This window comes from Paraglaciecola sp. L3A3, assembly GCF_009796765.1.
GTDB lineage: Bacteria > Pseudomonadota > Gammaproteobacteria > Enterobacterales > Alteromonadaceae > Paraglaciecola.
In genome coordinates this window covers 1,982,627-1,996,688 of sequence record NZ_CP047023.1, presented here as the reverse complement: position 1 = coordinate 1,996,688, position 14,062 = coordinate 1,982,627, and the positions used below count along the sequence as shown (strand labels likewise).

The window sequence follows — 14,062 nt, the reverse complement described above, 5'->3', positions numbered from 1 at the left end:
TTAATTCACTGATTGATAAAGTGGAAAGAATTGGGGATAAAAGGAACACATAAATATTATGCGCTATAAGGAAACGGCTCACAAGATAACTATTATCGGAATATAAATAAAAAAGCTCCCAAAGGGAGCTTTTTTCAATTATGAAAACAAGTTTAATTAAAGTGTCACGCCGTTATTTTTGGCTTTTTCTTTAATAAAAGACTCCCAACTTCTAGCATTACGTCGAGTTGATGGATCTTTTTTAGCTTCTTGAATATGTTCATAAGCTTGTTTGTAACGACCTTGATAAAAGTTAGCTTCCATCATTACCATATGGATCCTACCTTTATTATCAGCTCCTTCATCCAGCGATTTTTGTAACGCTTTCAAAGCTTCATTGGGTCGCTCAGCTATATACAACATATTACCTTGCTTGAAGTACATACTAGGATCAGACGTCATATCGGCTGCCTGACCATAATAATCAGCGGCTTCTTTAAACTCTTTAGCTTGCTGAAAATTAGAACCTATACTCGATAATATGGTATCAGTTTTCTTAACAAAACCTGATTTAACATGTTTCTCAAGTACCTGAGCAGCTTTTATTGGTATATCGTTCATAGTATAAAGCTGACTAAGTGCTCTGATTTCCGCAGCCTTAGTGATAAAGCCTTGATGATACGCAAGTTCAAAAGTAGATAACGCCTTTCTATGATCTTCAACCAACATGTAAAACATGCCTAATTGAGTCCATAAATTTTTGTCATCAGGAAAAACCTTAACCGCTTCTTCTTGCACTTCAATCGTTTCTTTATACATCTTACGACTATAGTAAGATGTCATTTTCAGCGCATAAGTTGTTTTATTAGGCTTTTCAGCTAAAGCAATTGCTTTATTGATTGGCGGTATTATCTCAGCGTACTGCTGAGTTTGGTAATAGGCATTAGCCATTCTAAAGTAAACATCAAAGTCTTCTTTACAAGTAAACTCTAACCATTCTTTATACCATTTAATTGCTTCTTCATATTCACCTTCTTGAAGGTTTAAATCTGCAATTAACTTAATTCCACCAACTTGCTCGACATCATTTAGCTGTTTCGAGTTAACCGCTTTAACAAAGTATTTAAGCGACTCTTTACCTTTACCTGACCCTGCCAGCAACTTACCAATAAAATTATCAGTAAACGCACGATCAAACGGTTCGTCCGTTTCTATTTCTAGAAGGGTTTTCAGCGCTTCATCAACCTGATCTAAATTATAAAAATCTAAAGCAGCGCCGACTTTCTTACCGGTTTTTTGGCCAGGTATATTAGTTTTGGCTCGAACATAACCTGGACAAGCGATGGGTCCAACTGGTTTAGCTTTAGCACTATCTTTAGCTTGTGCCAAAGCTAAATTTGGCACTGATACTGCTACAGTAATGGCTGAAACCGCACATAAATGTTTTAAATATTTCTTCATCATGATTGATCCAACTTAAAGTCCAATTGTACTGTTAGCCCAAATTGTTTCATAGGTTTCCCGTCTTCAATCTTAGGCTTATATTTCCACTTACTTAACGCTCTTCTCGCTTCGCGGTCAAATACACGTTTAGGGTCAGCTTCAATAACCTCAACATCTTCCACACCACCTACTTCGTTGATAGTGAAAGATAGTTTTACCCATCCTTCTTTTCCATCACGAGCAGCTTGCACTGGATATTTAGGTTCAATACGTACTATTGGTGTAGCTTCACCATCACGCATAGCCCCCACACCACCAATATCGATAGATGCTCCACCAACTTCAACCGAAGGCATATTAAAACTTAACCCATCAGTATTTACATCAGCCACATCAGGTTCAACTGGTTGAATTTTAGGTGGCTGCTGCGGCGGCGGCGGTGGCGGTGGCGGTACACGTTGACGAACTTGCGTTGCGTCATCAGGTGTTGCCATTACAATATCAATTACTGGCGTCGGAGCCGCTTTTTCCGCAGGTCTTGATGAGTTTGCAATTAACTTTGCCATAATAACAAACAAAGAAAATGCAATCACACCACCTAGTAATATAGAAACAATTAATCGACCCATATTAACTACCTGCCGTTGCAATTGAGATACGATCTATACCTGCTGCTTTTACTTGATCCATAACTTCAACAACAATACCGTGTTCGGCATTTTTGTCAGCTTGAATAATAATCACATCAGAAGGCTGCTCTGCCATCAAGCGTTCAAGGTTAGCTCGAACACTATCAATATCAATTACCCTTTTATCCATCCAAACATCTCCATCTTCAGTTACAGCGATGAAAATATTTGCATTTTTGGGCATGACAGCCAACGTACCATTAGGTTTATTTACATTAACACCCGCTTCTTTTACAAAAACGGTCGTTACGATGAAGAAGATCAGCATGATAAACACTATGTCTAGCATAGGTGTCATATCAATTTCTGCGTCTTCCTCTTCTACTCTAACTTTTCGACCCATAAGATCCTCTCATTAATGATGGGGCAGACTGTCTATTAACTTTACTTTAGCCATTTTCACTTTAGCTTCTAAACGAGAACTAAAGAAAACGCCAGATAAAGCAGCAACCATTCCAGCCATTGTTGGAATAGTAGCCATAGAAATTCCTGCAGCCATTAGACGAGGGTTACTTGTACCCTGAGTCGCCATGGTCTCAAACACTCCGATCATACCGGTTACAGTGCCTAGAAGACCAATTAGAGGACACATAGCAACAAGAGTTTTTATTAATAACATTCTTGCACTAAGGCCATCCGAAGCTTGCGAAATCCATGTGTCACGGATTCTATGCGCATACCATGAGGTAGTATCACTTCGTGCATCCCAATTGGAAATAATTTCATCTCTCAACTTTGGAAACACTGAAGATAAATACCAATAACGCTCAATCATCAAAACCCACATTAGAAAGAGCGCTAGGGCAACAACGTATAACACGTCGCCGCCGGCAGCGATAAAGTCCCTGACAGACTCCCATAGTTCTATCAGGTATAACATATTAAACTTTCTCCGACTCAGCGTGAGCCGCTACTATGCCTGCAGTTTGCTCATCAAGAATATGTACAATAGACTTACTACGTCCTGAAACAATACTGTGAGTTAATAGTAAAGGCAATGCAGCAATAATACCTTGAGCCGTTGTTACCAACGCCATTGAGATACTACCAGCCATCAATTTAGGGTCACCTGTACCGAACAAAGTAATTTGTTGGAAGGTTAAAATCATACCAAGTACTGTACCTAATAGACCTAAAAGCGGAGCCATTGCAGCAAAAATCTTAATCACATTAATACCACTGTCAATTTTAGGTAATTCACGCAATATAGCTTCATCTAGTTTCAACTCTAGAGTTTCAACATCAGCTGATTTATTTTCTCTATAAACAGTCAGTATACGACCAAGAGGGTTACCACTTGAAGGATTCTCAATGTTTTTAACTTGCGAGCTGATTTTGCCACTTACGATAGTTAAAGTAACAATTTTATATAAGCCAATTAATAAACCAATAGCTAACATAACTGTTATGACATAACCAACCGTTCCACCTGCATGGTAACGTTCCATCATAGTTGCTTTTTCTTTCAATAGGCCAAGAATAGCACCACTTGAAGGATCAGCATAAAACGGAATTAAACCAGAGGTCGCGGCTCTCATCTCTTGAGCTGATGATAATAAATGACTATCAGGTTGACGACCTAGAGGTTGTACTTTTTCATTTTGGTCGTCATAAACTAAATAACCTTGTTCACCAACTAAGTTGAAAGTACCAATACGCACTACTTCTTGTTGCTGTGAACCACCATCTAGACTAACCACTTCTGTTGTAAAACGAGAAACTTGTCCAGACTCAGTCATTTCAGTTTGTAGAGCAAACCATAAATCTTCTAGCTCTTTAATATTTGGAAGGCCTTTAGATTCTTCAGACATACGCTTTAAAAAAGCACCACGTCCTGGAAATTCAGCACTTACAATTGAAGTAGAAATTTGGCCATAGGCTTCAGCTGATGCTTGACGAACAACACCAAACATTTCACCTAAAGTACCTGTAGCTTGCGTTAATTCAACTTCTTTTTCTGCTAACTTAACTTCGTTATCAGAAAATTGCTTTTGTAAATCATCGCCACGATTTTTTTCTGCTTTAAGTGCAGCTTGGGCTTTTCTTACTAAAGCTTGTTTATCAGCACGAGCCGATTGAAACTCTGCTTCACGTTGTTTGTTAATACGAGCTTCAGAAACGCGATTTTTTTTCACTTCCTGAAGTAATTCTTCTAATGAACCAGCAGCTTGCGCAGTAGAAGCGACTAAAGCAATAGATACGGCTGCTAATATAGATTTAAATACAGTTTTCATCAATATTACTCCGCAGCTGTAATTGGTAGTTTAAGAAGGTCAGGAGGTGTTAATTTATTCGCCATTTTAACAGCGGTAACAACTGAACTAAGGTACTCAGCACCAAGAGTTTCCCAAGTTCGAGTTTTATTATCCCAAACCCAAGCATTCTTTTGGTCTAAAGATAATGCTAATAACGCAGTTCTTCCTAAATTGAAGAAATCAACCGTTACTTCTTTACCTTGATAATCCAATGTACCTTGGTAGGCACGAATAGCACGACCATATTGATTTTCAACTTGGTACGCTTCAATTACCTGACGGAATTGCTCTGAAGTAGTAACATTAGAGTTACCCATAACATCTCTTAAACGCTCAACTCTGTCTTTACGCTCTTCAAGGTTAATAGGAACATCAAGGTCGATAAACTGCTCTAAGCTATCAATCATTCTGAACATCAAAGGAACTACGCCGCGTTTTACGCCATCAATTCCGTCGATTTGACGTTGCAATGAATCAATACCACGTTGCTGATCAGCAACAAGTGTCGCAACATAATCGTTATAGACTTTTAAAGTTTCTGTTTCGTCAACAACACCACGGTATTCGACAAATAACTCCTGAGACTGTTCATAAAGTTTATTTATCTTTTCTTGGGATTTCGCTGCAGCCACATGAATAATTGCTTCTTCTTTATGAAGATCATTTAAAGGGTCTGCAGAGACAACGGTGCTGCTACCGAGTGCACAAGCACCAACTACGGCAGAAGCAATTAGATTTCTCTTGCTCATTTTGGACATAATTCCCAACCAATTTTTATTTTGAATCCTTGTTACACTTTTAATTAAGCTAGCAAGGGGCTTTTAAGCTCTGTTTAAGGGGCTTAGTGAAGAAATACAACACTAAGACTCAAGAATATTCACACGGATAGCCGCAAATTGTCAAGGCACAACTAAGACCAATAGTTAAGATTTAGTAAAATATTTTGATTGCTTTTGGGGTAAATATAAAATAATGCTAACAAACGGATTAAACTTTAATATATTAGTTCAAAAATCACACAGGTTTAGCTTATATATGGCTTTTGTATATATATGAGTTACTTTAATAATAAAATCACTCAATTTTTTTCCGCAAAAAAAAAGGCCTCTTATAGAGACCTTATTCACTTAAATCAATTATTTGTCCAATTAATAATCAAAAGAAAAACTTAACTGCACATAGCGCGGAGTTTGCCAATTATTGGGTAAACCAAAAGTAGGGTCTTGTTCACCTAAACTTAATTCGACGTTTTCGCGATAGTAGCGAACTGCATCACTATTAAGAACATTATATATGTCTGCACGAACTTGCATATCCATACCTGCCAAATTAAGTGAGTATGCGGCACCTAAATCAAGTGTATTGATCCAATCGGTTGTGCCATAACTACCCCGCGGGTTGAATGTGAAATTAGCATCTGCACCTTGATCACATAAATCACTACACACATAATATGTCTGAACGTATTCCAGAGACCCTATTTCTGGGTAACCGACCCCAAAACCATTACGAGGACGGCCCGACTCTACTCGCAGACTAGCACTGACTGAAAATGCATCTGTTAATTGATAAGCACCAAACATTTTAAACATATGCCGTCTATCATTAGGTAAATTTCCATATGCGCCATCAGTTAATTCCACATAATCAAAATCAGTAGTCAAACCGGCGTCCGCCTGATAATTGTCTGATTTTACCAGTCCTTCTGTATTACCGTATGAATGAGACCATGTATATGATGCAGACAACATCCATACTTCATCCCATTGACGATCTATATTCACAACTACAGAATTATAATAACGTTCTGCAACAGGATAACCTAAATCTGCACTTGAAATAGTGATCACACCATCTCCGATACCATCACAATCAGTATCGATATTAACCTGCATATCTTTACCTGGATTGCCTAACACGTAATTACCATCTACATGACCACAACCATAAGCCTTTTCAGTAAAGTGATCGATGAGCATATCATCAATGGCGCCGGCTAATTCACGACGGACACCTTTAATTCCCCAAGACCAATCATCATTAATTATAGCTTGATAGCCAACTACAAATTCATCTTGAAACATAGGATCTAATGCTTGATCAACAATCACACTAGTATCAGGTTCCACTCCTCGAGAAGTGACGTGTTCACCAAATTTTTCACCTAACACGGGGAAATAATAAGGAAAACCTTTATATTCTAATTGCTCAACATCAGACAACGCGTAATAGCCATACACATCACTTTGATTGCCAGATAATCTAACATTTGTGTTATTTGCCACAGGTAAAAAATAACGCCCCATATTAGCGAATATTTTTGATTCTCCATCGCCATTTAAATCGAAACTTAAACCAATACGAGGAGCAATCATATTTTCAATTTTAGCAAAGGTTTTGCCGCTTGAATTTTTATTATCGAAAGTATCGCTGCGTAATCCTAACTGTAAAGTGAAGTTATCAGTAACACTCCAGATATCCTCGATATATATGGCTGTAGATTGCGTTTCAAATTCACCACCGACAGTTCTAACACGTTGTCTGGCATATTGAGTTACGCCATCAGGGACCATCACTTCTGGTGTTAAAGATGTACCAGGTACGCCATCAAATAAAATCCAATAACCGCCATCTCCCTCCCCTGAATATTTTTCCTGCCCAAAAGAAGTGTTAGTTTCACTATCATATCCAAATCGAATAAAGTGCTCGCCTAAGGAGTATTCAGCGTCTAGCCGAAAAGCTTTTCTGCTGTCCTCCCCCACTTCAACAAAATAGTCATTCAAGGATGCACAGCCTATGTCATATCCAACACTAAATTCTCGTACATCAAGCACCATATTACAGTCAGATTGATTATCAGCTAAACTGGTGATGTTATACTTATTTTCACCGTACAAAGCAGAAATAGTGAAATCACTAGTCCAGTAGCCGGTGTATTTAACTGAAAAATTGTCACCGCCTGAACTCGTAGTTGAAGTTGAAATTAAGTTTGTTTTTTGGTTAGTTGTTACATCATATTCATGATTAAAATCCACTACATCATTTGCATCGGAAAACGCTAAGTATTCCAATAAATGTTGATCATTAATATGCCAATCAATTTTAGCTCCCCAAAAGGCGTCTTCTTGGCTACGATCTCTAAAACCATCACCTCGACTAACTATATTCTCACCTTTATAAGATTTAGGATTATAGATAGCATAGAAAAACAAGGTGTCTTCAATAATCGGACCAGAAGCATATATATTACCGTTTATATTACTACTTCTATCCGCACTGTTAATAATAAAAGGGTCACCGGTCGCATCAGATACATTCGGAGATGATGAACGCAGTGCATCTGGGGTATAAAATATATTTCCACCAAATTTAAATTCATTAGTGCCGCTTTTTGTTACCGCATTAATCACTCCACCTGTAGAACGACCAAACTCGGCAGAATACCCACCAGTTTTAACTTGAAATTCTTTATAAAATTCGAAGGGCACAGTTGAAAAACCAACACCATTCCTGAAATTAGTGACGTTTAAGCCATTGATATACATTGCATTTTCAGCAATTGATGAACCGCCAAAAGAAGCAAAGTTACCACCTGAACCTGCCTCGCCAAAACGAGAGTCCCCTTGTGTGGTACCTGGAGCCAACAAAGCCACTGCGGTTACATTTCTAGCAACGGGAATACGATCTAATTCAAGTTCACCAATATTCAGTGATGACTCTGATGAACTAATATCGATAATAGCTAAGTGAGCGCCAGTCACTTGAATACGCTCCATTCCATTTTCTACCATTGGAATGTTAGCTGAGTTAGAACCAATACGAACGGCAAGGTTCGTTATAGAATTGGTTTCATAACCATCTCTTTTAACTGTAACCTCATAAAATCCTACGGGAAGTTTACTAAAACGATAACTACCTGTGTCATCACTTTCAATCGTTCTGGTAAGACCCGTTTCGGTATCCACAACCGTTATTTGGGCATCAGCTAAAGGATTATTTCCGTCAACTAACACTTTGCCTGATAAAACCCCATCATTGTTGCTTGCAATAGCAGGTAGTGCGATCCCCAAAGAAATAGCCACAGCTAACGCGGCACCGTTTTTTTTAAATGTAAACATGCATTCTCCCCAGAACATAACAAATTGATGTTATCTAGCTTGTCGTTAAAACGACTTATTAATTAATTATTATAAACTTGCGGCAGGATACTATAGACAAGTACATAAACGATCAACTTAAGCGGTAAAAATCTGATACATTTCAAGACTGCTTAAAAATACTGAGCACTCTAATAACAAGCATAAAAATCAAACAATTTCCAATATTTCGGCTTTACGTATATAGTAAATTTTACTATTAAGTTTTAGGAAATATTAAATGAAACTAGATGATGATATTCATAATTATTATGAACACTTAGTATTAGAGAGGATCGAATATTTAGGTTTAAATAAAACCAAAAGTGAAGATTATTTAGCTGATTTATGTTGTTTAGCGCTCAATCAAATTCCACCAAGATATATCAGGTTTGAGGTAGACATGTCTTTTTATTTGCCTACAAATGAACGTCAACAAATGCAGATGAATGCAATAAATGCAGTCGATAAAGCAATAAGCTTTTTAGACAATACATCTAGCGAGGATAAATAAACCAAAGAATAACAGAAAATTGGTGGTGCCCTCCCAGCCGCACCTCGGCACATGAGTCGTTTGCTGCGGCTGCTCCCTTCCAGGCCTGACCGAGTCCACAAAGTATCATTGCGAGGGGACCGAAAGGCCACCATTGAAAACTTAAATAAAAACATTAAATGCACTTATTTAAGGGAGCGCATTATGAAGAATGCCTCCCGTATATGCAACTTAAATTAGCAAAAATTGTATTAAAAATTTTAGCGCTCATTTATCGAACTAAAAAATAAATTATCTATCAACTATTTTTGTTTTCTAGAATAGCGTAAATTTATTAGAAACAAGAATAACTATTAAAAATTCAAATGTTTTAGGATAAACGTCCTAAATATATCTTGATTAAGATATAAAACTTTATCAAAATATAATTCTCGCTACTTTGACGCAACACCAAACCAAAATGAAATTAGATAAATTTGACCGTGAAATACTAAGAGTCATGCAAAAAGATGCCACCATATCCATGGCAGATCTTAGTCAAAAAGTGGGTTTATCGCATACTCCTTGTTGGCGCAGAGTTAAACGTTTAGAAGCCGAAAAAATAATTTTACAAAAAGTCACCTTATTAGACAGTAAAAAATTAAATTTAGGTGTGTCGGTATTTATATATGTGTCGCTAAAAAATCATGATGGTGAATCATTAAACGATTTTGAAAAAGCGGTACAAAATATTGATGAAATAGTGGAATGCCATACAACTAGTGGTGATAAAGACTATTTACTGAAAGTGATTGTTGAAAGTATCGAAGAATACGAGTTCATCTTAAAAACCAAACTAACCAACTTACCTTTAGTCGATCATCTAAGTTCTACATTTGCCTTAAAAAAGGTTAAAAACACAACTGAACTGCCAATTAAAAACATATAAAATTATTTATCATAAAGTGTCATAAATTCATCCCTTACTAAATTAGTTTACTATTTTATTTATTCCATATTCACGCAATTTATTGGCGATAGCGGTATGACTCAAATGTAATCTTTTAGCTAATAATCGACTACTGGGATAACTAGGATATAAGCGGGTTAAAAGCTCTTTTTCAAAGCCTTTAACCGCTTCGTCCAAACTGCCAGCAAATTCTTGGCAAATATAATTGTTTGATTGTGGACTAGTTGGCAATCGAATATATTCTTTAAGTAATTCATCCCCCTCAAGCAAACAGACAGCCATGCATATTACATTTTCACATTGTTTTACATTGCCTGGCCAGGAATAACTTTGCAAATAATCCATACATGCTTGGGAAATTTTAGGCGCTTTGCGACCTAATTGTAGACTCTGTTTATTCACAAAAAATTCAATCAATACAGGGATATCGGCCTTGCACTCTCTTAAAGGTGGCATAACTAGGCTGAACTGATTTAACCGGTAAAGAAGGTCTTCTCGAAATGCTCCCTTTACTGTTAAATCAGTTAAATCTTTTTGACTGGTACAAATTAGACGTACATTTAATTTTTCTGACTCACTATTATTTGTTAATCGTTTTACTCCATACTCTAACGCATTAACCAAGCGAGTTTGAGTAGACAAAGGTAAGTCACCTATTTCCTCTATTAATAAGGTGCCTTCTTGAGCTTGCAGCAATAAACCTTCCCGCTCCATTCCAATTTCACTACCAAATAGCATCGCCTCTAGCGCTTCGTTTCCACCAATACAATTCAACTTTAGGAAAGCTTTATCATGTCTGTGGCTGGCATGCTGGCAAGCATTGGCCAACATAGTTTTACCTGTTCCAGTCTCCCCTAAAAGTAAAATATGGCCGTCTAATTCTGCGATACGTTTTGCATCTTTAATGACTTGCTTCATTAATTTACTATTGGCTTGGATCAACGAAAAACTGTCTAAATTAGCTTGATGAAAAGAGGTTAATTGTTGACCTAACCTATATTCGGATTTAAACAAAAATACAGCACCAGCCAAAATATCATTTTTATCTGAATCGGGTACCATTACAGGTAATAAGTCTAATAAGTAGTCTTGGCCTAAAAAGTTCACTTTTTTAGACTGAGATTTAGGAGTTTTACTTTCCAGCCAACGGTGGATATTAAATCCTTTTAAAAATTCAGAAATATCTGTGCCAAGAATATTATCTTTGCTTAAATTAAGCTGATTGATTACCACATCATTTACCAGAATAATTTTGCCTTTAGTATCGATTGATAAAACAGGATCAGGTAAGGTTTGTAATAATGCTTGTAATTGATATTGCTCACGTTCCGTTGGCATAAAAGGGGTAGTTTTTACATCTTCAATGCCATCTAACATACGTATTTTAGGCATCAAATGCTGGAAATTAGCAAATTCGATATTCGGAAAGTTTAAGAATATTTTTCCTTGTTCATCTATTTCAATACCCCGCAGATCAATTTCGTACTCGACCAAAATATCTAATACATCTTGGGTGATCCCTACCCTATCTTTGCAACTAACTTCTAATCTCATAGTTTAACCAAGCGGCCATAATTTCATTAAGTGTAAAGATATTATTACAGATAAAAATTCTTAAACAGTCTTTTAACGTATCTTATTAGTCAACTCAGCCAATAGCTGTTTAGTGATCATAGTCAAATTAGGTTTAGTTACCGAAAGGGAAGGCATAGGCCGACATTCGTTCAGAGCTTTTAAGCCAATCCTTGCAGTTAAAACACTAGCGCCTAAACCTTGTGCAATTCTAGTTGATAACTTTCCCGTTATACCTGCACCCAAAGCGTAATTACCCGCATCAGATAATATCTCTGCAGCACCTGCGTACACCATAGAATGAAAAATATTTTTTATTAATTTTACTCTGCCCCAATATCCCACTTTTACACCGTATATTTCGCTTAATTGATTGATCATCTGCACATTTCGCCACAGTACAATCAGCATATCTAAAAGTGCGAATGGGCTAACCGCAATCATAACTCCAGCAGCAGATGCATTCTTGGTCAAAGTCTTAATAGCTAAATTATCAATAGGTGCAAGGACTTGTTGTTCAAATAGAGATAAAACTTCATTATCAGTCAGATGATCATCCAAATTATCTCGCCAAGCGTTAATCGAGTCTTGATGAATTATAGGCAGGGTTTCAGCTATTTTTTCACACTGTGCTTCGGCCAAGCCAATTGCTGGAGTATGAAATAACTGTTCAGTAACAATCCGACTTTGTTGTTGCCGTTTTACAGACTTCAAACCACGCCACTCGCGCCAAATTAATTGAATAACAAAAAATAACAAACCAACAAAAATCGCAAGCCAAACAGCCGCTAACCAGTCTCTTTTTTCTGTCATCGTAATCACAAAAGAGACCAACTCGGCGACACTGGCGAATAAAACCAGCAGTGATAATGCCGCAAACCGTTTTGTAGTTCTGCCTTTGGAAGAATAATTTAAACTGTCATTGGACTTTTCAACTAATAACTCTATCTGCTCTTCCTGCTCAATTACTGCAAAGTTGTCACTATCAGACAATCTTTCTGCAGGTTTGATTACCGCATCTTCTAATTCAAAATCAACATCTGAGGACAATACTTTAGCGGCTTTTAACACGGTTTTATTTTTTGAATCTGATTTATTGTTCATTTTAATTTGTCTGCCAATAAAAACTCTAAAACTTGATCCATTCGAATATGCGGTAATGAGTGGCTGCCAGCTAAGTTTGTGGGCATAAATTTTGGAAATTCAAAATTTTGGTGCTTCCAAAAATCAGGCTCAGGACATGTAGTGGGCACTTCACCTGGATATAAGGTCAAGGTATGCCCCTCATTATCTATCCCTCTTAGTATGGGCACTTCTTCGTTTTTCACTTTACCCAAACCTGACTTAGACGCTCTAATTGCTGAAATAGCAGTAGATTCACTAAGCACACCTTGGTATTGAGTTTTTTTTCTAGCTTGATGTAACATATTGTCCAGCAGTTTAACTAAGTTAACTTGTTGATCTGGCGTAATATGATCCGCTTTACTGGCTGCAAAAACTAGTTTGTCAATTTTAGGTTCAAACAAACGATTGATTAGATTAGATGTACCGTATTGGAAACTTTTCATCAACCAATCTAGTGCTTTTTGTAAATCCTGAACACTCCGATGGCCACGATTTAAAGCGGTTAAACAATCCACCAAAATAACTTGTCGATCAAACTGCTTAAAATGTTCTTTATAAAATGGTTTCACTACAGCATTTTTATATTGTTCAAAACGCGAGATTAAGATGGCCAAATTGCTGTCATGAGGTGGTTTATTAAGATCTAAGTTTTGATTTTCGATAACACTTTTCGGGATCGGGAAAAAATGTAAGACAGGAGCATTAGTCAATTCCCCAGGCAATATAAATCTGCCTGGCTGTAATAACTGATAACCCTCAGTCTGACAAGTTAACAAATAACGTGAGTACAAACTTGCCACTTTTTGTAGGCTTATTTCATCAGCTTTGTTTAGCAATTGTAAGTTTGTTACTGCCTCTAAAAAATCCCCAGCAAGAGACTGTCGTTTAGTATCTGCTAATTCATCATCACAATGTTCAAGCCAATCAGGATAACTCATTTCTAATAAGGGCAAATCTAATAACCACTCGCCTGGGTAATCTGTAATGTCTAAAGTTAAAGTACTATCGTCGAGTAAATACTGACTTAACCCTTGGGCATTTTTGTATTTTATTTTCAGCCTAACTTGCGACACACCTGTAGTTGAGGCAGGCCATCTGGCTGGATTTTGGCTAAGATCGGACATTGCCTGCTCATAAGCAAATCGATTAAAAATCAAATTTGGTTGAATATCACGTTTAACCCCAATTAACCGGCCTTCAGCCAACACTGAGAAAAAAGGTAAATGTGCTTGCTCATTTGCTTCTAATAATTGATTAACTAATGAAGTAATAAATGCAGTTTTACCACTCCCACTTAACCCTGTTACCGCTAAACTGATGTGATTATCAGTGAATCTAGATGCAGTTAGTTTTAACTTTTGTTTAGCTCGCTGAATCTGTGGATGTTTAAAAATAGAGTGTTGCATAATACCTTTTACTAA

Annotated in this window: 12 protein-coding genes and 1 other RNA gene; 2 read left to right on the top strand and 11 right to left on the bottom strand. The window is 37.0% G+C overall.

The features are described 5' to 3' along the window. Positions 1-156 precede the first annotated feature (156 nt). The 7 genes from GQR87_RS08310 to GQR87_RS08280 all read right to left on the bottom strand — a co-directional run bounded on the left by GQR87_RS08310 (position 157) and on the right by GQR87_RS08280 (position 8,484). A complete protein-coding gene (locus GQR87_RS08310; protein WP_158972931.1) occupies positions 157-1,440 on the bottom strand; it encodes a tetratricopeptide repeat protein in 1,284 nt (427 codons plus the stop codon). Beyond that, a complete protein-coding gene (locus GQR87_RS08305) occupies positions 1,440-2,051 on the bottom strand; it encodes an energy transducer TonB (protein WP_158968322.1) in 612 nt (203 codons plus the stop codon). Before GQR87_RS08305 ends, GQR87_RS08310 begins: the two co-directional genes overlap by 1 nt. Before the next feature lies 1 nt (position 2,052). After that, entirely contained in the window at positions 2,053-2,454 is a 402-nt protein-coding gene (locus GQR87_RS08300; protein ID WP_158968320.1) for a biopolymer transporter ExbD, read from the bottom strand. A 12-nt stretch (positions 2,455-2,466) separates the two neighbouring features. Further along, positions 2,467-2,991, bottom strand: a complete 525-nt coding sequence (locus GQR87_RS08295; RefSeq protein ID WP_158968318.1) for a MotA/TolQ/ExbB proton channel family protein — start codon at positions 2,989-2,991, stop codon at positions 2,467-2,469. 1 nt (position 2,992) lies between these two features. Then, entirely contained in the window at positions 2,993-4,345 is a 1,353-nt protein-coding gene (locus tag GQR87_RS08290; protein WP_158968316.1) for a MotA/TolQ/ExbB proton channel family protein, read from the bottom strand. 5 nt (positions 4,346-4,350) lie between these two features. Further along, positions 4,351-5,115 (bottom strand): DUF3450 domain-containing protein, encoded by a 765-nt coding sequence (locus GQR87_RS08285; protein ID WP_158968314.1) that lies wholly within the window; start codon positions 5,113-5,115, stop codon positions 4,351-4,353. A 399-nt stretch (positions 5,116-5,514) separates the two neighbouring features. Next, positions 5,515-8,484, bottom strand: a complete 2,970-nt coding sequence (locus GQR87_RS08280) for a TonB-dependent receptor (RefSeq protein WP_158968312.1) — start codon at positions 8,482-8,484, stop codon at positions 5,515-5,517. A 259-nt stretch (positions 8,485-8,743) separates the two neighbouring features. On the opposite strand from GQR87_RS08280, the gene GQR87_RS08275 reads away from it, so the two are divergent. Continuing rightward, a complete protein-coding gene (locus tag GQR87_RS08275) occupies positions 8,744-9,016 on the top strand; it encodes a late competence development ComFB family protein (protein WP_158968310.1) in 273 nt (90 codons plus the stop codon). Between the two features lie 28 nt (positions 9,017-9,044). Here GQR87_RS08275 and ffs read toward each other — a convergent pair. Then, positions 9,045-9,141, bottom strand: an RNA gene (gene ffs / locus GQR87_RS08270) — signal recognition particle sRNA small type. A gap of 314 nt (positions 9,142-9,455) precedes the next feature. Here ffs and GQR87_RS08265 point away from each other — a divergent pair. After that, a complete protein-coding gene (locus GQR87_RS08265) occupies positions 9,456-9,923 on the top strand; it encodes an Lrp/AsnC family transcriptional regulator (protein WP_158968308.1) in 468 nt (155 codons plus the stop codon). Positions 9,924-9,965: 42 nt separating this feature from the next. Here GQR87_RS08265 and GQR87_RS08260 read toward each other — a convergent pair whose 3' ends face one another. The 3 genes from GQR87_RS08260 to GQR87_RS08250 all read right to left on the bottom strand — a co-directional run bounded on the left by GQR87_RS08260 (position 9,966) and on the right by GQR87_RS08250 (position 14,047). Beyond that, positions 9,966-11,498: a sigma-54-dependent transcriptional regulator gene (locus GQR87_RS08260; RefSeq protein WP_158968306.1), complete on the bottom strand. Its 1,533-nt coding sequence runs from the start codon at positions 11,496-11,498 to the stop codon at positions 9,966-9,968. A 72-nt stretch (positions 11,499-11,570) separates the two neighbouring features. Continuing rightward, complete coding sequence (locus GQR87_RS08255; protein WP_158968304.1) at positions 11,571-12,620, bottom strand: YcjF family protein; 1,050 nt, start codon at positions 12,618-12,620, stop codon at positions 11,571-11,573. Further along, a complete protein-coding gene (locus GQR87_RS08250) occupies positions 12,617-14,047 on the bottom strand; it encodes a YcjX family protein (protein WP_158968302.1) in 1,431 nt (476 codons plus the stop codon). Before GQR87_RS08250 ends, GQR87_RS08255 begins: the two co-directional genes overlap by 4 nt. Positions 14,048-14,062 lie beyond the last annotated feature (15 nt).